This is a genomic window from Mycobacterium haemophilum DSM 44634, assembly GCF_000340435.2.
Classification (GTDB): Bacteria; Actinomycetota; Actinomycetes; order Mycobacteriales; family Mycobacteriaceae; genus Mycobacterium; species Mycobacterium haemophilum.
On sequence record NZ_CP011883.2, the window covers coordinates 580,011 to 601,446 of the forward strand.

A 21,436-nucleotide genomic window follows, 5' to 3' on the forward strand; every position below is an offset into this window, starting at 1 on the left:
CTCGCTGGCGGGGACAGCCCCCGAAACGTGGAGCGAGGTCGTTGCGCTGTCTCCGGACGTCGACACCGCCGAATTCGTGCAACCCGGCACGACAAGCGGGAATCTTGAGCCGTGGCGGCCTGTCGTCGACGATTCCGAGATGTTCGCGGCCGGTTGCAATCCCGGCGGCTCCGAGGGGACACAGCAAGCCGACGGGGGACCGCGGTAATGCCGGGTCAACCTACCCGGGAACAGCTGGCGGCGCTGGTCGACCACACCCTGCTCAAACCCGAGGCTACTCATGCTGATGTGGCCGCCCTTGTTGCCGAAGCTGTCGAGCTGGGTGTCTACGCGGTGTGTGTCTCGCCGTCGATGGTGCCAATCGCTGTCCAGGCGGTCGGTGCAGCCGGCGCGGGTGGCTTGCGGGTTGCGACGGTGGCGGGGTTTCCGTCGGGCAAGCACGTGTCCACCGTCAAGGCGCACGAGGCTGCCCAGGCCGCAGCGTCCGGTGCAACTGAGATCGACATGGTCATCGACGTCGGTGCCGCGTTGGCCGGCGACCTCGATGCGGTGCGGTCCGATATCGAGGCGGTGCGATGCGCGGTCGCCGGCGCTGTACTCAAGGTGATCGTGGAGTCGGCGGTGCTGTTGTGCCAGGCGAACGAACGTGCGCTGGCTGACGTATGTCACGTCGCGGAAGCCGCCGGCGCGGACTTCGTCAAGACTTCGACCGGTTTTCATCCCGCTGGGGGAGCGTCGCTGCGCGCCGTTGCGCTGATGACCGAGGCCGTCGGTGGCCGGCTAGGGGTCAAGGCCAGCGGCGGCATCCGTACCGCCGCCGATGCGATCGCACTAGTGGACGCCGGTGCTACGAGGCTGGGCCTGTCGTCCACTCGCGCAGTGCTGGACGGGCTCAGCCAACCCCAATTGCTCCCCTGAACTGGGCCTTAGAGGTTGGCGAAGCAGGGGTCCTGGCCGCCGGTGCCGGTAGGGATATTGGCGTTCCGGGTCGAGAAGTGGCTTGTCACGCCGGTTGAGGTGACCTCCACGCTGTCCGCGTGGATACCCAGGGGGTAGTTCTTGGTCAGGTTGGCGGTGAAGTCGTCCAAGGTGAACTGCACGGTCTCTTTCGGCAGCGAGAAGCCCAGCGTATTGAAATTGATGATCTGCAGTTGCAGGCCACCGTTGGACACCACTGGCTTCGCCACGATGTCGTTCAGCATTCCCTTCAGCTCGATGGTGCCATCGGTGGGGTGAGTGGTCACACTGTTGGTCACGAAGGCACCAAGTACCGGAATTGAGTTCTGCACCGATTGCCTGATGCCATCAGACGACCAGGTGATGGTGGCATCCAACGCGCCGATCGTGCCCCTCGAAGTCGGAGTGTCTCTGATCTGCACATTCTGAATGTCGATTGCGATCTTCATGCCTTTGGCGTCGCGAATCTGGTTACCCGCGGTCTCCACGGAGATGTTGGTGAAATGTCGGGTAGCGACCTGCCACAGCAACAACGGCGCTACACCAAACCTCGCGGTGGCCTGATCCTTAACCTCGCAGGCCACCACTTGGGCGACTTTGCTGTTCGCGGTGTGGCGGGCAAAAAGTTCGGCTCCGACTAGCCCGCTGATGACGAGCGCAACCACGATGATCAAGATCAGGACGATGGTGAGCGGGTCACGCAGCAAGCGTCGTTTGGTTTTCGCCGGTGCTGGTTCGTTTTTCGGTGCAGCCAGCGGATCTGTTGGGGCCGGGGGTGTGGTGCGCGGCGGCGGGTTCCCCGCCCGCTGCGCCTCCGCATTGGCCGCGCCGATCTGCTCGGTCTGCTGCGTCAGCTGGCCGGGCGTCGTCGCAGGCTCACCGGGCCGCATCCGCTCAGTTGGCGCTTGCGGAGGGCCGAGGGGACCTCGGTCGCCGGGACGCGCCCACGTCGAAGGGCCCTCGTTCGGTGGTCCTTGCGGATTGGTCACCCACGCGATTGTGCCCTATCAACCTGAGCAAAATGTGAACGGTTGCGCAGGACGGCGATGTTCTCGCGAGCCGTGGCCACGTTGTCGACGTCGATGTCGGCGACGACCAGTTGCGGCTCGGCGCCAGCCGCCGCCACCACCTCGCCAAACGGCGAGGCCACCAGGCTGCCGCCCACCCCGGTCGGCGTGGCTGAGCTGGGCGCCGCGCCGGTCAAGGCGCCGCCTGGGTCCGCCTGACCGGCCGCGGCGACGTAGCTCATCGAGTCCAGCGCGCGGGCGCGGGCAAGCAACGTCCACTGTTCGAGTTTGCCGGCCCCGGAGCCCCATGACGCGCAGACCACGATCAGTTGCGCGCCGCGGCGGGCCAGCTCGGTGTACAGCGCTGGAAAGCGGATGTCGTAGCAAATGGTGAGCCCAACCTGGACGTCGTCTACCGTGATCACCACCGGTTCGTGCCCGGATGCGACCGTCCGTGACTCGGTGAAGCCGAACGCGTCGTAGAGATGGATTTTGTGGTAGTGGGTGTCGGGCTGGTTGGGGGTCCCTGGCCCGACTGCGATCAGCGTGTTCATTACCCGCCCGTCGTCAGCGGGGGTGAACATTCCGGCGATTACGGTGATGCCGGCCTCGGTCGCGATTCGTCGCACACCGTCGGCCCAGGGCCCGTCGACCGGCTCAGCGACCGGTCCCAGTGGAACACCGAATCGGCACATGGTCGCTTCCGGGAAGACCACCAGCGTCGCGCCAGCGTCGGCAGCTCGGCGGGTGGACTCCCGCACCAGCCGCAGATTCGCTGCCGGATCGGTGCCGCTGAGAATTTGCGCCAACGCGATTCGCATGCGCGCCAGCTTAGGCCCGGCGACGATGCGCGCCGCTTGTGGCGTGAGGAGGAGCCGGGCGGTTCTGCTTAGGCCCGGCGACGATGCGCGCCGCTTGTGGCGTGAGGAGGAGCCGGGCGGTTCTGCTTAGGCCGCGGCAGATCAGGCCGCCGGATAATCAGGCGTTGTTCACGATCCACATCGTGGTGAAGCGCTGTTCAAGTTTCACCAGCTCGGCCAACTGGGTGCCGATGATCTTCTCGAGCTTGCCGCCGATAATGGGGATTCGCACCGCAACGGTGACCTGAAGCGTCAGCCGGGCGCCGCCGGACTCGGCGTCTGGCGACAGTACTGCAGTGCCCGACAAGTTTGCTGGAGCGTTCAAGATCGATCCCATAATGGACGCCGTCGCGACGCCTTCGGTGATCGGACCCCAGGTCTCCTCACGTCTGATGCAGAGGTCGCCTCGGTGCACCTGTGTGACTAGGCCCGGTAGGTTGTGACTGCGCACCACCTGCAGGGTGACCACTTCGATGGTCCCGTCGTCGCCGGACTCGCCACCCACCCGCATCGACTCCAGCCGCGTGTCGTCGACCGCGGACTCAGCCAGTCGGGCCTGCCAGTAGTCCGCCTCGCTGAACGCCCGAAAAACGTCTTCAACGCTGCCCTCGTAGTCGGCGGACATGTCGAATGATCGCGGCATAGGAGGCCAGGCTACCGTTACCTGCCATGAAACGGAGCGCTGTCGGTTCGCTCTTTGCCGGCGCGCATGTCGCTGAGGCGGTGCCGCTTGCGCCGTTGACCACGTTGCGGGTAGGTCCGGTTGCCCAACGTGTTATCACGTGCACCAGCACCGAACAGGTGGTCGATGTGATACGGCAGCTAGACGCACCCGCCGGCGGCGGGGCAGCTGGACCGCTGCTGGTATTTGCTGGCGGCTCCAACCTGGTGATTGCCGACACGCTGGCCGATCTGACCGCGGTGCGTTTGGCCAATGCCGGCGTCACTATCGACGGCGACCTGGTGCGCGCCGAGGCTGGTGCGGTCTGGGACGACGTGGTGGCCAGCACCATCGAGCACGGGCTCGGCGGGCTGGAATGCCTGTCCGGTATCCCCGGATCGGCTGGGGCCACCCCGGTGCAAAATGTGGGTGCCTACGGCGCAGAAGTATCCGACACGATCACTCGGGTCCGGCTACTGGAGCGCAGCAGCGGCACGGTTCGCTGGGTTCCCGCCCGCGAGTTGCGGTTTGGTTACCGCACCAGCGTTTTCCAGCAAGCCGACCCGTCTGGGCTGCAACCACCTGCTGTGGTGCTGGAAGTGGAGTTCAAGCTCGATGCGTCGGGGTGCAGCGCACCGTTGCGCTATGGCGAGCTGGCGGCCGCCCTCGACGCGACCAGCGGGCAGCGCGCCGACCCGCACGCGGTGCGTGAGGCGGTGCTGGCGCTGCGTGCCCGCAAGGGCATGGTGCTCGACGCGGCAGACCACGACACCTGGAGCGTCGGATCTTTCTTTACTAACCCAGTGGTCGCGCCGGACGTCTACCATCAGCTGGCCAAGATGGTGGACGGGCCGGTGCCGCATTATCCGGCGCCGGACGGCGTCAAGCTGGCCGCTGGCTGGCTGGTGGAGCGGGCCGGCTTCGGCAAGGGTTATCCCGATGATGCGGCCCCATGCCGGCTGTCCACCAAACACGCCCTTGCCCTCACAAACCGCGGCTCCGCCACCGCCGAAGACGTGATAACCCTGGCCCGCACCGTTCGTAACGGGGTCCTCGATGTGTTTGGTATCACACTGCAACCTGAACCCACGCTGGTCGGGTGCGTGTTGTAGTTACTGCTTTCGGATTGCGGCACTCTGCGGCATGTTTTTAGGGCAGGGCGCAAGTCGCCTGGCCCGGTATCTTTGTGTGTCGTGAGCCCATCTGATCCCTGTCAAAATCAGGGGTCCTGTCAAAACCCGGAGCCGATTAGTCGGCGCGTGGCTTTGACGGCTCTTGGGGTTGGAGTGTTGGCTCCGAGCGTCTTGGCTGCTTGCGTGGGCAAGGTGACCAAACGGTCTGACAAGGCGGCGCCGGCGCCGCACTTGACGTTCCAGCCGGCGCCGGCGACCGACGACGTGATCCCGGTCGCGCCGATCAGCGTCCAGATCGCCGACGGCTGGTTCCAGCGCGTCGCATTGACGAATCCGGCGGGCAAGGTCGTTGCTGGTGCGTTCAACTTCGATCGCACCGTCTACACGATCACCGAGCCGCTGGGCTACGACACGACCTATACCTGGAGCGGTTCGGCGGTCGGCCACGACGGCAAGGCCGTTCCGGTCACGGGCAAGTTCAGCACCGTGACCCCCACCAAGAAAGTCGACGGCGGATTTCAGCTCGCTGACGGCCAGACGGTCGGGGTCGCGGCGCCGATCATCATTCAGTTCGATGCACCCATCAGCGATAAAGCCGCCGTCGAAAAGGCGCTGACCGTCACTACCACTCCACCCGTTGAGGGCAGTTGGGCGTGGTTGCCTGACGAGGCGAAAGGCGCCCGCATTCACTATCGCCCGCGCGAGTACTACCCGGCGGGCACCACCGTCAACGTCGACGCGAAGCTCTACGGGCTGCCGTTCGGCGACGGTGCGTACGGCCTGCAGGACATGTCGTTGAACATCCAGATCGGTCGACGCCAGGTGGTCAAGGCCGAAGTCTCGTCGCACCGCATTCAGGTCGTCACCGATGCCGGCGTCATCATGGACTTCCCGTGTAGCTACGGCGAGGCCGACAAGGCCCGCAACGTGACCCGCAACGGCATCCACGTGGTCACCGAGAAATACTCCGACTTCTACATGTCCAACCCGGCCGCCGGCTACAGCAATGTGCACGAACGCTGGGCGGTACGGATCTCCAACAATGGGGAATTCATCCACGCCAACCCGATGAGCGCCGGCGCGCAGGGCAATAGCAACGTCACCAACGGGTGCATCAACCTGTCCACGGGCGACGCCGAGCAGTACTACCGCAGCGCGATCTACGGCGACCCGGTTGAGGTGACCGGAAGCTCGATCCAGCTGTCCTACTCCGACGGTGATATCTGGGACTGGGCGGTGGACTGGGACACCTGGGTGGCGATGTCGGCGCTACCACCTCCGACGGCGCATCCGCCGGCCACTCAGATCCCCATCACCGCGCCGGTCGCCCCGCCGAGTGTCCCCACCTTGTCGGGCACTCCGACGAGCGGTTCCGGGTCGGTTAGACCCGGTGGTTAGCGCGGCGGGTGGCTGACGCTTGATCGCGTGGTCGGATGATGATCTGGTCCACGTTGACGTGGGAAGGTCGTGAGGCCACGAACCCGATCACTTCGGCGATGTCGGCGGCCACCAGCGGTGTCATTCCGGCGTAGACCGCGTCCGCGCGCTGCTGGTCGCCATCGAAGCGGACCAGCGAGAACTCGGTTTCGACCGCGCCTGGCGCGATCTCGGTGAGTCGCACCGGTTTTCCCAGCAGCTCGCCGCGTAGCGTGCGGTGCAAGGCGCCCTGGGCGTGTTTGGCTGCCGTGTAGCCGGCGCCGCCGTCGTAGGTCTCCATCGCCGCAATCGAGGTGATCGTGACGATCAGGCCGTCGCCGGAGTCGATCAGCTTGGGCAGCAGCGCTCGGGTGACCCGAAGCGTGCCCATCACGTTGGTCTCCCACATCCAGCGCCAGTGCTCCAAGTCGGCGTCGGCGACGAATTCCAGTCCCCACGCCCCACCGGCGTTGTTGACCAGCACGTCAACCCGGTTCAAACTGCGCGCCAGCGCCTCGACCGCGTCGTCGTCGATGACGTCGGTCACGACGGCCGTTCCGCCGATCTCGTTGGCCAGCGCGGTGATCCGGTCCTCACGACGCGCCACGGCGACCACATGAAACCCGAGGGTTGCCAGGGTTCTCGCGGTTGCCTCGCCGATACCGGAACTGGCGCCGGTGACTACCGCGATCCGTTGATCCGCCCCGGCCGCATTCATCCGAACAACTCTAATAAACGTGCTAAATTCTCGGTGTGCACCGCACCGCTTTGTCTGACATCACGACCGCGGGTGTTTTCGCGGCTTGTGCGTGTTGTCGCCGCGTGCTTTGCCGCGTCTGACTTCACACCAGTCGGCAAGTGCGGCCAAGACCGACGATAGGAACTCGGATTAAGGACGCTCGTGCGCACTACTGCTCTTACCCACCATTCACCTACCCGTCGCGGTCAGCTGCGGTTACATCGCCAGGTCGTGTCGCCGTCGCTGCATCTGTCTGATTCGGCGGCGGCGGCCGTGTTTCGTGCCGTGCGGTTGCGCGGACCGGTCGGCCGTGACGTCATCGCCGGGGTCACCTCGCTGTCCATCGCGACGGTGAACCGCCAGGTCATTGCGCTGCTTGAGGCCGGCCTGCTGCGGGAGCGGGCCGACCTGTCGGTTTCCGGGGCTATCGGGCGCCCCCGCGTGCCCGTCGAGATCAACCACGAACCGTATCTGACGCTAGGCATCCATGTGGGCGCGCGCACCACCAGCATCGTGGCTACCGACCTGTTCGGCCGCACGCTGGACACGGTCGAGACCCCGACGCCGCTCAACGCCGCCGGGCCTGCCCTGACTTCGTTGGCCGAGAGCGCTTCTCGATACTTGCGGCGTTGGCATCGGCGCCGGCCGCTGTGGGTCGGGGTGGCGATCGGCGGCACCGTCGACGCCGCCACCGGCCATGTCGACCACGCCCGGCTGGGCTGGCGGCAGGCACCGATTGGGCCGGTGTTGGCTGACGCGTTGGGTCTGCCGGTGTCGGTGGCATCGCACGTGGACGCCATGGCCGGAGCCGAGCTGTTGCTCGGCATGCGGCGGTTCGCGCCCAGCTCTGCGACCAGCCTGTACGTGTACGCCCGCGAAACGGTCGGCTATGCGCTGGTGATCGGTGGACGGGTGCATTGCCCGGCCAGCGGCCCCGGCACCATCGTGGCGCTGCCGGCCCACTCCGAGCTGCTCGGCGGTACTGGCCAGCTGGAGTCCACCGTCAGCGACGAGGCGGTTTTGGCCGCTGCCCGCCGGCTAAGGATCATTCCCAGCAGGTTGCCCGGCGTCGCCCGCTCGGCCGGTGGCGCTACCGCTATCACCGACCTGCTGCGAGTGGCCCGGGCCGGCAACCAGCCAGCCAAAAATCTCCTGGCGGAGCGGGCCCGGGTGCTCGGTGAGGCGGTCGCGTTACTGCGGGACCTGCTCAATCCCGACGAACTGGTGGTGGGTGGCCAGGCGTTCACCGAATACCCCGAAGCGATGGACCAGGTGGAAGCGGCGTTCGCTGCACGCTCGGTGCTACCGCCTCGTGATATCCGGGTGACGGCCTTCGGCAACCGGGTACAAGAGGCCGGGGCGGGGATTGTGTCGCTGGGCGGGCTCTATGCCGATCCGCTGGGCGCGATGCGCCGCTCTGGTGCACTGGACTCTCGGTTGCCGGATGACGAGTCTTCAGCTTGATGGGTCCTGACGTGCTGCTAACGCACGTTTAGGGCAGTTCCAGGTCGGTCCTGTAAAGATGACAGTGTGCGGGCCATCGAATTGAAGCGTTTCCGCCAGTGAATGACCCCCATCGGGTCGCGGTGCTGGCGGTGCACACCTCACCGCTGGCCCAGCCCGGCACCGGCGACGCAGGCGGCATGAATGTCTACGTGCTGCAGAGCGCGTTGCACCTGGCCCGGCGTGGCATCGAGGTGGAGATCTTCACCCGGGCCACTGCCTCTGCCGATCCGCCGATCGTGCGGGTAGCGCCCGGGGTGTTGGTGCGCAACGTCGCAGCAGGACCGTTCGAGGGCCTGGACAAATACGACCTACCCACCCAGCTGTGCGCGTTCGCGGCCGGGGTGCTGCGCGCCGAAGCGGCGCACGAGCCGGGCTACTACAACATTGTGCACTCGCATTACTGGTTGTCAGGTCAGGTCGGCTGGCTGGCCCGGGACCGCTGGGCGGTGCCGTTGGTGCATACCGCACACACGTTGGCCGCGGTGAAGAACGCGGCGCTGGCCGACGGTGACGCGGCTGAGCCGCCGTTGCGCAGGGTCGGCGAGCAGCAGGTCGTTGACGAGGCCGATCGAATGATCGTCAACACCGATGATGAAGCAAGACAATTGATTTCGATTCATCGTGCCGATCCGGCGAGAATCGACGTGGCCCATCCTGGTGTCGATCTGGACATGTTCCGTCCGGGTGATCGGCGGGCTGCCCGGGCGGCGTTGGGGCTGCCGCTCGACGACAACGTGGTGGCCTTCGTCGGACGGATCCAGCCGTTGAAGGCGCCCGACATCGTGCTACGTGCCGCCGCGAAACTGCCGGGGGTGCACATCGTGGTAGCTGGCGGACCGTCGGGCAGTGGTTTGGCCTCCCCGGACGGGCTGGTTCGGCTGGCCGACGAACTCGGTATCACGGCCCGGGTGACGTTTCTGCCGCCGCAATCCCGCACCGATCTGGCTACCGTCTTCCAAGCCGCCGATCTGGTTGCGGTGCCGAGTTATTCAGAGTCGTTTGGCTTGGTCGCCGTCGAGGCGCAGGCTTGTGGCACGCCGGTGGTAGCGGCGGCGGTCGGCGGCCTGCCCGTGGCGGTGCGGGACGGGGTTACCGGCGCTTTGGTGTCCGGACACGATGTCGGTGACTGGGCGCAGGCTCTCGATCGGCTGTTGCGCCTGCCCGCACCGAAGGCGGAGGTGATGAATCGTGCGGCCGTCGCGCACGCGGCGACCTTTTCCTGGGAGAACACCACCGACGCCCTACTCTCCAGCTACCGTCGCGCGATCGGCGACTTCACCGCCTTGCGCCAGCGCCGGTTCCGCGACCGGGCATCAATGCGCAAGCCTCGCTGCTGGACGCCGCGCCACGGGGTGGGCGCATGACGTCTTCCTTGGAGACGGTCCGGCGGGTGCGGTCGGTGATCGAGCACGCGCTGCAGGCCAGCCACCTCACCTACTCGGAATTCCCTGGGGCGCATGGTGGATTGCCGCGGCTGGTAGTGGAGCTTCCCGGTGAGCGCCGACTCAAGACCAACACCATCCTGAGCATCGGCGAGCATTCGGTGCGCATCGAGGCGTTCGTATGCCGCAAACCCGACGAGAACCACGAGGGTGTCTACCGGTTTTTGCTCAAGCGCAACCGCCGGCTCTTTTGCGTTGCCTACACGCTGGACAACGTCGGTGATATCTACCTAGTGGGCCGGATGTCGTTGGCGTCGGTCGACGCCGACCAGATCGACCGGGTGCTCGGACAGGTGCTCGAGGCGGTGGACTCGGACTTTAATACGTTGTTGGAGTTGGGTTTTCGCTCGTCGATCCAAAAGGAGTGGAACTGGCGAGTATCTCGCGGCGAGTCGCTGAAGAACCTGCAGGCCTTCGCTCACCTAATCGACGACGATGCAGAGCGCGGAGCGCGATGAGGTGGGGGCACCACCCGCTTGCGAGGGAAAGTCGGGCAATTCAACGCCCGACGACGAAGATGACGGCGACGCCGCCGCCCGTGCTCGTCCGTGAAATGCTAAGCCGATGCAACTCCGAAACTCTGCCACGCTGGTGCTGCTCCGCCATGGCGAGAGCGACTGGAATGCCCGAAATCTGTTCACCGGTTGGGTTGACGTCGGGCTAACCGACAAGGGTCGGGCGGAGGCGGTCCGCAGCGGTGAGCTGCTCGCCGAACACAACCTGTTGCCCGACGTGCTGTACACGTCGCTGTTACGACGCGCGATCACCACCGCGCATCTGGCGCTTGACACCGCCGACCGGCTATGGATTCCGGTCCGTCGCAGCTGGCGGCTCAACGAACGCCACTACGGCGCGCTTCAGGGTCTGGACAAGGCCGCGACCAAGGCCCGCTACGGTGACGAGCAATTCATGGCCTGGCGCCGCAGCTACGACACTCCGCCACCACCGATCGAGAAGGGTAGCGAGTTCAGTCAGGATGCGGACCCCCGCTACGCCGACATCGGTGGCGGCCCGCTGACCGAATGCTTGGCCGACGTGGTGGCCCGGTTTCTGCCGTATTTCACCGACGTGATCGTGCCCGATCTGCGGACCGGCAGAACAGTGCTCATCGTGGCGCACGGCAACTCGCTGCGCGCGCTGGTCAAATACTTGGACGAGATGTCTGACGACGAGATCGTCGGGCTCAACATTCCGACCGGTATTCCGCTGCGCTACGACCTGGATGCCGATCTGCGGCCGGTGGTGCCCGGTGGTACCTACCTCGACCCCGACGCGGCCGCTGCGGGCGCCGCGGCGGTAGCCAGCCAGGGTCGCGCGTAAAACACTGGCCGCAGTGCCAGTTGGCGCTTCAAGACCGCATTTGTCAAACATCCCGTGAACAGCAGCCGAACACCTGTAGCGCAGGGTGTGACTTGTCCGATTTTGGCCTCGCGCCGCTAGGGCAGAATTAAGAAGGATTTGTAGGATTTTCTTTGTGACTGTGTTCTCGGCGCTGTTGCTGGCCGGGGTATTATCCGGGTTGGCGCTTGCCGTTGGTATTGCGGCCGGAACCCGGCTGTCGCCGCGAGTAGCCGAACGCCGGCAACGAGTGGCCACCGAGTGGGCGGGCATCACTGTTTCGCAGATGCTGCAACGCATCATCGCGCTGATGCCGCTGGGCGCTGCGGTGGTCGATACCCATCGTGACGTGGTTTACCTCAACGAACAGGCCAGGGAGCTAGGCCTGGTACGCGACCGGCAGCTCGACGACCAGGCCTGGCGGGCAGCACAACAGGCGCTGGGCGGTGAGGATGTTGAATTCGATCTGTCACCCGCAAAACGCCCAGCCGCGGGCCGGTCTGGGCTATCGGTGCACGGCCACGCTCGACTGCTAAGTGAGGACGACCGCCGGTTCGCCGTGGTGTTCGTCCACGACCAGTCCGACTATGCGCGCATGGAGGCGGCTAGGCGTGATTTCGTGGCTAATGTCAGCCACGAGCTCAAGACCCCGGTCGGTGCCATGGCATTGCTCGCTGAGGCCCTGCTGGCGTCGGCTGATGACGCCGAAACCGTGAGCCGGTTCGCCGAGAAAGTGCTCGTCGAGGCCAACCGATTAGGAGACATGGTTGCTGAGCTGATCGAGTTGTCCCGGCTGCAGGGCGCCGAGCGGCTGCCTAACGTGACCGACATTGACGTCGATACCATTGTGTCCGAGGCGATTGTGCGTCATAAGGTGGCTGCCGACACCGCTTCTATCGAGGTTCGCACCGATGCGCCCAGCGGTTTGCGGGTACTGGGTGACCAAACCCTGCTGGTTACCGCGCTAGCCAATTTGGTGTCCAACGCGATCGCCTATTCGCCGCGTGGTTCGCTGGTGTCGATCAGCCGTCGCCGTTGTGGCGACAACATCGAGATCGCCGTCACCGACCGCGGCATCGGCATCGCTCTTGAAGATCAGGAGCGGGTCTTCGAGCGGTTCTTCCGCGGCGACAAGGCGCGTTCGCGGGCCACCGGCGGCAGCGGGCTGGGGCTGGCCATCGTCAAACACGTCGCAGCCAACCACAATGGCAGCATCGGTGTGTGGAGCAAGCCGGGAACCGGATCGACATTCACCCTTTCTATTCCAGCGGCCATGCCGCCATACGAGGACAGCGATGAGCAATCCGAGCAGCCGCGGGGCGGCGATGTGCGGCCCAACAGGTCGCAACGAGAGGAAGAAGAACTAAGTCGATGACCGGCGCCGGCGACGATGCAGAGCGAAGCGATGAGAAGGAGTGGCGCTGATGACCGGCGCCGGCGACGATGCAGAGCGAAGCGATGAGAAGGAGTGGCGCTGATGACCGGCGCCGGCGACGATGCAGAGCGAAGCGATGAGAAGGAGTGGCGCTGATGACCSGCGCCGGCGACGATGCAGAGCGAAGCGATGAGAAGGAGTGGCGCTGATGACCCGCGCCGGCGACGATGCAGAGCGAAGCGATGAGAAGGAGTGGCGCTGATGACCCGCGCCGGCGACGATGCAGAGCGAAGCGATGAGAAGGAGTGGCGCAGATGACCAGTGTGCTGATTGTGGAGGACGAGGAATCGCTGGCCGATCCGCTGGCGTTTCTCCTCCGCAAGGAAGGCTTTGAGCCCACGGTAGTGACCGATGGGCCTGCGGCGCTCGCGGAGTTTGATCGCGCCGGGGCCGACATCGTGCTGCTGGACTTGATGTTGCCGGGGATGTCAGGCACTGACGTGTGCAAGCAGCTGCGTGCCCGTTCCAGCGTGCCGGTGATCATGGTGACCGCCCGAGACAGTGAGATCGACAAGGTGGTCGGCCTCGAGCTGGGCGCCGACGACTACGTGACGAAGCCCTATTCGGCGCGTGAGTTGATCGCTAGGATCCGGGCGGTGCTGCGGCGTGGTGGCGACGACGACTCCGAAATCAGCGATGGCGTGCTGGAGTCCGGGCCGGTCCGGATGGATGTTGAGCGGCATGTGGTCTCGGTGAACGGCGATACCATCACGCTGCCGCTCAAAGAATTCGATCTGCTGGAGTACTTGATGCGCAACAGCGGGCGGGTGCTTACCCGCGGGCAGCTGATCGACCGGGTCTGGGGTGCGGACTACGTTGGCGATACCAAGACCCTCGATGTCCACGTCAAGCGGCTGCGCTCCAAGATCGAAGCCGATCCCGCGAACCCGGTGCACCTGGTGACGGTGCGGGGGCTGGGCTACAAACTGGAGGGCTAGCTCGACGTATCTGCCGGCAGCGGGCTGGTGGTATCGAAAACGCTCCGGGCATTTGTCGCTGTCCACTGGTCGCGGCAACGAGTGTGCGTTGAGGGCGTCGAGCGTGTACTGGGGGCGAAAAATTCGCCCCGATCCCGCCCAGGCCGCACGCTGGACGCCCAGGATGCACTCTCGATCAGTGCGCGCCGACCACCTCGTCGGCGACGGCCAGCGCCAGCGCCATGATCGATAGCTGCGGGTTCACCTCCGGGCAGCTGGGCAGGATCGACGCGTCGGCAACCCACACACCTTCGATGCCGCGCAGCCGGCCTCGCGCGTCGACCGGGCAGAGCCGCTCGTCGGCACCGGCGGCCGCGGTGCCGGTGGGATGGAAGGCGGCCAGGTGCAGCCATCGGGGGTTGCATCGGCGTAGCGCTTCCTGCAGTGCGGGCAGCGACGTCACGGTCGTCGTGCCGGGCAGACCGGTGAGTACCTCGACCGCGCCGGCGGCGAAAAGTAGCCGGCCGATCGCCTCCATCGCGACGAGCAGCTTGGTGATGTCGGCCTGGGCGAGGTGGTAACGGACCATCGTCTCGCTGCGCACCGACAGAACCGAGCCAACGCCGCGATCGGCCACCATCGCGCCAAACGTCGCGACGTGCGGCGCCCGATCCAGCCAGCCGAGCAGTTCGGCGCCGTAGCCGGGGAAGACCATTGACCCCATGCCCGGCGGGGTAGCGGTGGCTTCTATCAACACGCCAGCTGATTCGTGAAACTCGTGGACGGCGGCGCTTTGCAGGACGCCGCGCCACGCGACAACCTCTTCGTCGAAGCGCCCGGCCAGCATGGTCGCCGGATGCAGCGCGAGGTTTCGGCCGAGCCGCGGGTGGCCGCCAAGACCGCTGCGCCGCAACAGCACCGGTGTTTCGGTGGCGCCCGCGGCGATGATGACGGTTTCCGCTAGCACATCGAGCGCGGTGCCGTCGGGTCGGCGGGCTCGTACTCCGCGGGCGCGTCCGTGTTGGTGCAGCACCCGGTCGACGCGCGCCTGCGAGATGATCCGCGCGCCGGCCGCACACGCCTGGGGTAATGCGTTGAGGTGTACACCGAACTTGGCGTTGCGGGGGCACCCGATTGCGCATTGGCAGCTGCCTGCACAGCCGGGTGCGTTGCGCGGTATGGGCATCGCTTGCCAGCCCACCGATTCGGCGGCGTCGAGCAGCAGGCGTCCGTTGCGGCCCATGATCTCGAGCGGCACCGGCGCCACCTGCAGCGTGTGCTCAACGTCGTCGAGGTGCTCGGTCAGCCGCTCCGGATCGGCCAGGCCGAGACCGAATTCGTCGCGCCAGCGTCGTTGCACAGCCAGCGGCGGCCGGAAGCAGGTGCCGGAGTTCACGACGGTAGTGCCACCGACCGCGCGGCCGATCGGCAGCACCAACGACGGTCGTCCCAGCGCGATGGTGGCTCCGGCGCCGCGGTACAAGCCGGCATAGCGGTCAATCGGGTGGCTGGTACGGAACTCGTCGACCGTCCAGCGACGACCCTCTTCGAGCACGACGGTTCCGAAGCCGGCTCGCGCCAAGGTGCGAGCCACCATGGCGCCGCCGGCGCCGGACCCGACGATCACCGCGTCGGCGGTAATAACGGAAGCGCTGTCGGTTGACTGGGTGACGGTCAAGGCGGCGTCGGGGCGAGCCGGGTCATGCTCGTGGGCGCGAGCGAACAATTCCGGTGCGTAGCTGTCGGCGCCGTTGGCCAGCAACACGATCACCTTTATCGCCTCGATGGCCGCATTGGCATCTGGGCTCAGCGCGGCGACCCGCCGCAGCACCTGCTCCCGCTGGCCGGGGTCAAGCCGCGACAGCGGCCGGCCGGTGGTCAGGTAGCTCGCCGCGGTCATTGATGCCAAGCCGGCCCGCACGGCCAGCCGCGATGCCGTCGGCAGCCGGGTGAGGTAGCGGTCGACGCGTTCGACCAGCTGGTCAGATGTTGGGCCGCCGCACTCCTCGGGGAGCAGCGCGGCGCCGAACGAGGCGGCGAGACGGCTCATATCATGCGCCCGAGCCGCCGTCCCAGCTTGATGAAGAACGGGTAGGTCGCGAAGATGCCCCCGGCCGCTGCGTGCAGCGGCCATCCCGCTTCGTCTGTTTTGACGTCGAAAACCCCGCTGTTCCACATGAAGTCGCGGCCATTGTGGGCGCGGAAAGGACGCCACAGCACGCCGAGACCGGGCACGTTGTGGTAGAGCCCGAACGAGCCGCCGAAGAAGATGCCCAGGGTTGCGGCTTCCGCCACATCGCGACGGTTGGCGGGCAGGCCGCGCTCGATCAGTATTCCTGCGGCAATCAGCAGCGGCGGGTCGAGGAGAAAGCTCACGGCGGGATCCTTTCGTTGATATCGGGTGCTTCGACGCCGCGCAGCCCGACTTCGGTATGCCCGGTGCCCAGCACCGACCAGTGCCGGTCGCCGACCTCGATGTGGATGTCGGCCTGCTCGGTGTTGGTGCACACCGCGACGGCCCCGTCCGGATCGGTATATCTCAGGCTCACGCACCGGTCGGCGGGCTGGTCGACACGGATGAGCACGTCGCGGGCGCCGATGCGTCCCTCCAGCTGCCAGTGCTGCAGGCCGAGTGTTGTCCGCATCCGCAGCGACGGCAGGATTCTTCCGGGGGCTGCGGGCCAGTCTTTTCCGTCAATACGGAAGCGAACGAACGCCATTGGAGCAAGCCGGCGCAGTCCCGGCTTGTGTGACACCGCGGTGACAGCCTCTACGACATTGCCGCCCCCGAGGTCGGCATGGATCCATCCCCAGCGTTGTGCATTGCCATGCCCGTAGATGTGGGCGATGCCACCGCGCCATCCGTCGACGCAGTGGGTGGTGTCGTCGACTGTCAGCGAACCGGTGAAGTCGGCGGTGGGCGCGATGACCACCTGAGCGCCTGGCAGTAACTCGCGCTCCCATGCCAGGCGCGGAAATGTCCACAGCGGCGCACTGGTGTCCTTCCAGGAAAGATCCCATCCGAGTGATCGCGCGCGTCCGGTCAACACATCCTGCGCCGCTCGTACACCCGCCGCGTCGAACCACGCCATGCCGGTTGCGGGTTGGATGGTTTCGGGGCCGAAACGCTCGGTGCGCGGTGGGCCGTCGGCTGGAAACCAAGTCGCCCAGCCGTGTGCGTATGGAGCGCCGGACGTTGGCGCCACCGTCTCGCAATGCACCCACAGGCCAGCTCGCGTCAGCGGATCCGACAGCGTGGCATACCAGACTTCTAGGCGCCCCGCGGCGCCCCGCCAGCGCGGGGTCACCGCCGATCGCATTTCGTCGTCCACTGCTATTACCTCCGGTCGGGTGGCCGCCCCCGTTGATGGTCCATCCACTATATTGGTTGAGCCAATGAACCAGTCAAGCGTTATTCAGCCGCCTGATCGCCAGCGGGTGGACGAGCAGATCGCTGCGTCGATCGCCGACGCCATCCTCGACGGCGCCTTCCCGCCGGGCTCGACCCTGCCGCCCGAGCGGGAGTTGGCTGAGCAGCTCGGTGTTAACCGCACGTCGTTGCGGCAGGGTCTGGCCCGGCTGCAGCAGATGGGTCTTATTGAGGCCCGGCATGGGAGCGGCAACGTGGTATGCGATCCCACGGCCCTCACCCATCCCGCGGTCGTCGAGGCGCTGGTGCGGAAACTAGGTCCCGAGTTCCTGATCGAGCTGTTTGAGATCCGGGCGGCTTTAGGTCCTCTGATCGGCCGGCTGGCGGCCGACCGGAGCACGCCCGATGATGCCGAGGCAGTGCGCGCCGCGCTGGCCGGGGTGTGTGAGGCCAAGACAGCCCCAGCGCGTCAGGCAGCCGACCTCGCCTACTTCCGTGTGCTCATCCACAGCACCGGCAACCGTGCGTTGGGGTTGTTGTATCGCTGGGTCGAGCACGCCTTCGGCGGCCGTGAGCATGAGCTCACCGGTGCCTACGCCGACCCCGACCCGGTGGTCGCTGACTTGCGGGCCATCACCGAGGCTGTGCTGGCGCACGACGCGGCGGGGGCCGCCGCGTCGGTCGAGGCATACCTGCAGGCCAGCGCGCTGCGTATGGTCACGTCGTACCGAGAAGGCGGCACGCCCGGTCCAGGATTCGGTGGGTAGCCGGCGTTACTTGGCCGCCCGCGTCGCCGGGTGCACTGCGATGAGCCCTAATCTGTTGCGGCGCTTACACATTGCCGCCAGCTCGGCGTAGGCCTTCGCGCCAAGCAGTTCGGTGAGTTCGTCGGCCAGGCTTTCCCACACCTGCTTACTGCCGACATGGCTGGCCGGATCGCCGGTGCAATACCAATGCAAATCCGCGCCACCGGAGCCCCAGCCGCGGCGGTCATATTCAGTGACCGTGGTTTTGAGAATTTCGGTGCCGTCGGGCCTGGTTACCCACTCCTGGCTGCGTCGGATCGGCAGTTGCCAACAGACATCGGGCTTCATCGTCAGCGGCGGCACGCCCAGCTTGAGAGCTTTGCTATGCAGCGCGCAGCCAGCGCCGGCAGGGAACCCGGGTCGGTTGAGGAAGATGCATGCGTCCTTGTGTTTTCGGGTCCGGAATTGGGATTGGCCATCATGCTCGTCGAGTTCCAAGTAACCCTTGCGGCCCAGGCCTTTTTCGCGGAATTGCCAGTCGTCGTGGCTGAGTTTTTTTACCGCGTCGTCCAATCGAGCGCGGTCGTCGTCGTCCGACAGGAATGCACCGTGCGAGCAGCAGCCGTCATCTGGCCGACCGGCCACGGTGCCCCGGCACGCAGGTGTGCCGAACACACACGTCCAGCGCGACAGCAGCCAGGTGAGGTCGGCCGCGATTAGGTGCTCGGAATTGTCCGGGTCGTAGAACTCCACCCACTCACGGGCGAAATCCAATTCGACCTCTTCCCCCGGATGCACCGGTTCCAGGCGCGAGTTTGCCACGGACTCAACGTTAGACCACGATGCTGTACCGCCCGACCCGGCGACATCGCGCCCGCATCGTCGCCCGGCGGGGTTTGTTTTGCCGGGCTCCTCAGCGGGTCGCGCAGCGCCCGCATCGTCGCCCGGCTAGGTTGGTGTTCTGTGCGGTTGGGCGTGCTCGATGTGGGTAGCAACACGGTCCATCTGCTCGTGGTGGATGCTCATCGCGGCGGACATCCGACACCGATGAGTTCGACGAAGGCCACGCTGCGAATGGCCGAAGCCACGGATAGCTCGGGCAAAATCACCAAGCGCGGTGCCGACAAGCTAGTTTCCACAATCGACGAGTTCGCCAAAATTGCCGTCAGCTCCGGCTGCGCTGAGCTGATGGCTTTCGCCACGTCCGCGGTCCGCGAGGCGGAAAATTCCGACGACGTGCTGTCTAGGGTGCGCAAGGAAACCGGTGTCCGGTTGCAGGTGCTACGCGGCGTCGACGAGTCGCGGCTGACCTTTCTGGCGGTGCGGCGATGGTTTGGGTGGAGCGCGGGGCGAATCATCAACCTCGACATCGGCGGCGGCTCGTTGGAGTTGTCAAGCGGTGTCGATGAGGAGCCTGAGGTCGCGTTATCACTGCCGCTTGGCGCCGGACGGTTAACCCGTGAGTGGCTGCCAGACGATCCGCCCGGTCGGCGCCGGGTGGCGATGCTGCGTGACTGGCTGGACTCCGAGCTGTCGGATGCTAGCGCGACCGTCCTCGAAGCGGGCAGCCCCGATCTCGCGGTAGCAACATCGAAGACGTTTCGTTCGTTGGCCCGGCTCACTGGTGCGGCGCCGTCGGCCGCGGGACCACGGGCGAAGAGGACGCTGACGGCCAACGGCCTGCGACAACTCATTGCGTTTATCTCTAGGATGACGGCGTCTGACCGTGCCGAACTAGAAGGGGTAAGTGCCGAGCGGGCGCCGCAAATCGTGGCGGGCGCTTTGGTGGCGGAAGCAAGCATGCGAGCGCTGTCGATAGAAACGGTGGATATCTGCCCGTGGGCATTACGGGAAGGTCTCATCTTGCGCAAACTCGACAGCGAAGCTGATGGAACCGCACTAGTGCAAACCTCGGTGCGGGATGCTAGAGGCCAAGAGATTGATCGGAACGCAGCTAACCGATCGAGAGGCGACAAAGCATGACCGGACCACACAACGACAGCGAAAGCCCCCGCCCTCGGCCGATCTCGGTGGCCGAATTGCTGGCTAAGAATGGAACCATCGGCGCCCCCGAGGTGAGCCGGCGCCGCCGCCGCCGGCGCGGTGATAGCGACGCGGTCACCGTCGCGGAGCTGACCGGCGAGATTCCGATCATTCACGATGACCACGACGACGAGCAGCATCTGACAGCCACCCACGCTCATCGGGCCAACGGAGGAGTCCGGGTTGTCGAGCCGGCCGCCCAATCTGAACCACCGGTCGACGACCACGGCCACGTCCAACCCGGGTATTGGTCCGAGCCTGAGCCGCGTTGGCCCAAGTCCCCGCCGCCCACCCAACGCGGGTCGGGACCGGAGCGGAGTGCGTACCCGCGGCCGCTGCCCCACCTCGGCGACGCCCGGCACCCGGTAGCTCCGACCGGCACCGCGCAGCCGCAATCCGATGCCGAGGGGATGAGCCCGGATCCACTGGAGCACTTCGCCGATATCCCGGTGGACGTGCTGGACTCCGAGGTACGCGCGGCCGAATTAGCGGCGGAGGAGTCGGCGTACGTGCGCTCCCACGTGCAAGTGTCAGCGGAGGCGCTGTTCAGCGGGCAGACCCTTGCCGATGAGCTAGCTCGCCGGCGCGGCGACGAACACGCCGCAGCGAGGTCGCAGGCCGTCGGAGCAGACCTCGACGAGGAGCATCTCGACCTGCACACCGATCTTGCTGGCATAGCCTCAGCTGCCCGCGGCTGGCGGAGCAGATTCGAAGAACTGTGGCGCGGCGGCTTGATCGTGCTGCAGTCGATTCTGGCCGTCGTGTTCGGCGCTGGGCTGTTCGTTGCCTTCGACCAGCTGTGGCGTTGGAACAGCATCGTGGCGCTGATGTTATCGGTATTGGTGATCCTCGGCCTGGTGGTCGGGGTGCGGGTAGTTCGCCGAACCGAGGACATCGCCAGTACGCTGATCGCGGTTGCGGTGGGTGCGCTGATCACCCTGGGACCGTTAGCGCTGTCCTTGCAATCGGGCTAGGCCCAGCTACTCGGAACCACGTCGACCTTGCGCCCAGCCATCAAAGTCGGTCTGTCGACGGCCTCGGTGTACCCGTTGAGGGCCGAGGCCGCATTCGAGTATGCGGTCAGGCTCGGCTACGACGGGGTCGAACTGATGGTGTGGGGCGAATCGGTCAGCCAGGACATCGATGCCGTCAAGAAGCTGTCGCGGCGCTACCGCCTGCCGGTGCTATCCGTGCATGCGCCCTGCCTGCTGATCTCGCAGCGGGTGTGGGGCGCCAACCCAGTCCCCAAACTGGAACGCAGCGTGCGAGCCGCCGAACAACTGGGCGCGCAGACCGTCGTCGTGCATCCGCCGTTCCGTTGGCAACGGCGCTACGCCGAAGGATTCAGCGACCAGGTGGCCGCCCTGGAAGCAGCTAGCGACGTGATGATCGCCGTCGAAAATATGTTCCCGTTCCGGGCCGACCGATTTTTCGGGGCCGACCAGTCACGGGAACGGATGCGCAAGCGTGGCGGTGGCCCGGGTCCGGCGATCTCGGCGTTCGCACCCTCTTTCGACCCGCTGGACGGTAACCACGCGCACTACACCCTGGACCTGTCGCACACCGCGACCGCAGGCTCCGACTCACTGGCGATGGCGCAGCGGATGGGCTCGGGGCTGGTGCATCTGCACTTGTGTGACGGCAGCGGGTTGCCCGCCGACGAGCACTTGGTGCCTGGCCGTGGCACGCAACCTACCGCTGCGGTGTGCCAGCTGCTGGCCAGCGGAGACTTCGCCGGCCACGTGGTGCTCGAGGTGTCCACGTCCAGCGCGCGTTCGGCAACTGAGCGCGAAACCATGCTGGCCGAATCGTTGCAATTCGCTCGCACGCACCTACTGCGGTGATTGTCGCCGAGACCTGCAGAGG

General features: G+C 66.1%; 20 protein-coding genes and 2 pseudogenes. 14 read left to right on the top strand and 8 right to left on the bottom strand.

Translation table 11 applies throughout. The features are described from left to right. Positions 1-22: 22 nt before the first annotated feature. Together B586_RS21805 and deoC are read left to right on the top strand one after the other, a co-directional pair. Positions 23-208: pseudogene (locus B586_RS21805) on the top strand (DUF2599 domain-containing protein); the annotation flags it as partial. After that, entirely contained in the window at positions 208-918 is a 711-nt protein-coding gene (deoC, locus tag B586_RS02730) for a deoxyribose-phosphate aldolase (RefSeq protein ID WP_047313656.1), read from the top strand. The pseudogene B586_RS21805 and the gene deoC, both read left to right, overlap by 1 nt. 8 nt (positions 919-926) lie before the next feature. On the opposite strand, the gene B586_RS02735 is transcribed toward deoC, so the two are convergent. From B586_RS02735 to B586_RS02745, 3 genes are all read right to left on the bottom strand, one after another. Further along, entirely contained in the window at positions 927-1,946 is a 1,020-nt protein-coding gene (locus B586_RS02735; RefSeq protein WP_047313655.1) for an LmeA family phospholipid-binding protein, read from the bottom strand. After that, positions 1,943-2,785: a carbon-nitrogen hydrolase family protein gene (locus tag B586_RS02740; protein ID WP_054880739.1), complete on the bottom strand. Its 843-nt coding sequence runs from the start codon at positions 2,783-2,785 to the stop codon at positions 1,943-1,945. Before B586_RS02740 ends, B586_RS02735 begins: the two co-directional genes overlap by 4 nt. 157 nt (positions 2,786-2,942) lie before the next feature. Beyond that, entirely contained in the window at positions 2,943-3,467 is a 525-nt protein-coding gene (locus tag B586_RS02745; RefSeq protein ID WP_047313653.1) for a DUF2505 domain-containing protein, read from the bottom strand. A 26-nt stretch (positions 3,468-3,493) separates the two neighbouring features. Between B586_RS02745 and B586_RS02750 the strand changes: the two genes are divergently transcribed. Then, positions 3,494-4,597, top strand: a complete 1,104-nt coding sequence (locus B586_RS02750) for a UDP-N-acetylmuramate dehydrogenase (protein ID WP_047313652.1) — start codon at positions 3,494-3,496, stop codon at positions 4,595-4,597. A 24-nt stretch (positions 4,598-4,621) separates the two neighbouring features. Next, complete coding sequence (locus B586_RS02755) at positions 4,622-6,016, top strand: L,D-transpeptidase (RefSeq protein ID WP_197079866.1); 1,395 nt, start codon at positions 4,622-4,624, stop codon at positions 6,014-6,016. Here B586_RS02755 and B586_RS02760 read toward each other — a convergent pair. Continuing rightward, positions 6,000-6,752 (bottom strand): SDR family oxidoreductase, encoded by a 753-nt coding sequence (locus B586_RS02760; RefSeq protein WP_047313650.1) that lies wholly within the window; start codon positions 6,750-6,752, stop codon positions 6,000-6,002. The two genes, B586_RS02755 and B586_RS02760, sit on opposite strands and share 17 nt — an antisense overlap. 183 nt (positions 6,753-6,935) lie before the next feature. Between B586_RS02760 and B586_RS02765 the strand changes: the two genes are divergently transcribed. From B586_RS02765 to regX, 6 genes and pseudogenes are all read left to right on the top strand, one after another. Next, positions 6,936-8,237 carry an ROK family protein gene (locus tag B586_RS02765; RefSeq protein ID WP_054880738.1) on the top strand — a complete coding sequence of 434 codons (1,302 nt, stop codon included), beginning with the start codon at positions 6,936-6,938 and terminating at the stop codon, positions 8,235-8,237. A gap of 80 nt (positions 8,238-8,317) precedes the next feature. Beyond that, entirely contained in the window at positions 8,318-9,643 is a 1,326-nt protein-coding gene (gene mshA, locus B586_RS02770) for a D-inositol-3-phosphate glycosyltransferase (protein WP_418001131.1), read from the top strand. Further along, positions 9,640-10,180: pseudogene (locus B586_RS02775) on the top strand (type III secretion system chaperone family protein); the annotation flags it as partial. The gene mshA and the pseudogene B586_RS02775, both read left to right, overlap by 4 nt. A gap of 105 nt (positions 10,181-10,285) precedes the next feature. Further along, entirely contained in the window at positions 10,286-11,041 is a 756-nt protein-coding gene (locus tag B586_RS02780; protein WP_054880737.1) for a phosphoglyceromutase, read from the top strand. 154 nt (positions 11,042-11,195) lie between these two features. Then, positions 11,196-12,434, top strand: coding sequence for a sensor histidine kinase (locus B586_RS02785; protein ID WP_156406695.1), 1,239 nt, complete (start codon positions 11,196-11,198; stop codon positions 12,432-12,434). A gap of 314 nt (positions 12,435-12,748) precedes the next feature. Continuing rightward, a complete protein-coding gene (regX, locus tag B586_RS02790) occupies positions 12,749-13,432 on the top strand; it encodes a two-component sensory transduction protein RegX (protein ID WP_047313799.1) in 684 nt (227 codons plus the stop codon). Between the two features lie 175 nt (positions 13,433-13,607). Here regX and B586_RS02795 read toward each other — a convergent pair whose 3' ends face one another. From B586_RS02795 to B586_RS02805, 3 genes are read right to left on the bottom strand one after another with little or no spacing between them, the layout of a single operon-like run. After that, complete coding sequence (locus B586_RS02795; RefSeq protein ID WP_054880736.1) at positions 13,608-15,461, bottom strand: GMC family oxidoreductase; 1,854 nt, start codon at positions 15,459-15,461, stop codon at positions 13,608-13,610. Continuing rightward, positions 15,458-15,787: a hypothetical protein gene (locus tag B586_RS02800; RefSeq protein WP_047313644.1), complete on the bottom strand. Its 330-nt coding sequence runs from the start codon at positions 15,785-15,787 to the stop codon at positions 15,458-15,460. The genes B586_RS02795 and B586_RS02800 overlap by 4 nt, the downstream gene beginning before the upstream one ends. Beyond that, positions 15,784-16,743 carry a hypothetical protein gene (locus B586_RS02805; protein ID WP_054880735.1) on the bottom strand — a complete coding sequence of 320 codons (960 nt, stop codon included), beginning with the start codon at positions 16,741-16,743 and terminating at the stop codon, positions 15,784-15,786. The genes B586_RS02800 and B586_RS02805 overlap by 4 nt, the downstream gene beginning before the upstream one ends. 64 nt (positions 16,744-16,807) lie before the next feature. On the opposite strand from B586_RS02805, the gene B586_RS02810 reads away from it, so the two are divergent. Further along, entirely contained in the window at positions 16,808-17,548 is a 741-nt protein-coding gene (locus B586_RS02810) for a FadR/GntR family transcriptional regulator (protein ID WP_054880734.1), read from the top strand. Between the two features lie 6 nt (positions 17,549-17,554). Here B586_RS02810 and B586_RS02815 read toward each other — a convergent pair whose 3' ends face one another. Then, the gene (locus B586_RS02815; protein WP_047313641.1) at positions 17,555-18,349 is read right to left on the bottom strand and encodes a DUF3109 family protein; all 795 of its coding nucleotides are present in this window, start codon (positions 18,347-18,349) and stop codon (positions 17,555-17,557) included. 141 nt (positions 18,350-18,490) lie between these two features. On the opposite strand from B586_RS02815, the gene B586_RS02820 reads away from it, so the two are divergent. From B586_RS02820 to B586_RS02830, 3 genes are read left to right on the top strand one after another with little or no spacing between them, the layout of a single operon-like run. Next, a complete protein-coding gene (locus B586_RS02820) occupies positions 18,491-19,510 on the top strand; it encodes a Ppx/GppA family phosphatase (RefSeq protein WP_047313640.1) in 1,020 nt (339 codons plus the stop codon). Then, entirely contained in the window at positions 19,507-20,544 is a 1,038-nt protein-coding gene (locus B586_RS02825; RefSeq protein ID WP_054880733.1) for a hypothetical protein, read from the top strand. Before B586_RS02820 ends, B586_RS02825 begins: the two co-directional genes overlap by 4 nt. 27 nt (positions 20,545-20,571) lie before the next feature. Further along, a complete protein-coding gene (locus B586_RS02830; protein ID WP_047313638.1) occupies positions 20,572-21,414 on the top strand; it encodes a sugar phosphate isomerase/epimerase family protein in 843 nt (280 codons plus the stop codon). Positions 21,415-21,436 lie beyond the last annotated feature (22 nt).

Excerpts from the sequence above, each read along its gene's own strand:
- B586_RS02810 (WP_054880734.1), top strand. The coding sequence starts at position 16,808 with ATGAACCAGTCAAGCGTTATTCAGCCGCCTGATCGCCAGCGGGTGGAC.
- regX (WP_047313799.1), top strand. The coding sequence starts at position 12,749 with ATGACCAGTGTGCTGATTGTGGAGGACGAGGAATCGCTGGCCGATCCG.
- B586_RS02795 (WP_054880736.1), bottom strand. The coding sequence starts at position 15,461 with ATGAGCCGTCTCGCCGCCTCGTTCGGCGCCGCGCTGCTCCCCGAGGAG.
- B586_RS02750 (WP_047313652.1), top strand. The coding sequence starts at position 3,494 with ATGAAACGGAGCGCTGTCGGTTCGCTCTTTGCCGGCGCGCATGTCGCT.
- B586_RS02740 (WP_054880739.1), bottom strand. The coding sequence starts at position 2,785 with ATGCGAATCGCGTTGGCGCAAATTCTCAGCGGCACCGATCCGGCAGCG.
- B586_RS02760 (WP_047313650.1), bottom strand. The coding sequence starts at position 6,752 with ATGAATGCGGCCGGGGCGGATCAACGGATCGCGGTAGTCACCGGCGCC.
- B586_RS02780 (WP_054880737.1), top strand. The coding sequence starts at position 10,286 with ATGCAACTCCGAAACTCTGCCACGCTGGTGCTGCTCCGCCATGGCGAG.
- deoC (WP_047313656.1), top strand. The coding sequence starts at position 208 with ATGCCGGGTCAACCTACCCGGGAACAGCTGGCGGCGCTGGTCGACCAC.
- B586_RS02745 (WP_047313653.1), bottom strand. The coding sequence starts at position 3,467 with ATGCCGCGATCATTCGACATGTCCGCCGACTACGAGGGCAGCGTTGAA.
- B586_RS02825 (WP_054880733.1), top strand. The coding sequence starts at position 19,507 with ATGACCGGACCACACAACGACAGCGAAAGCCCCCGCCCTCGGCCGATC.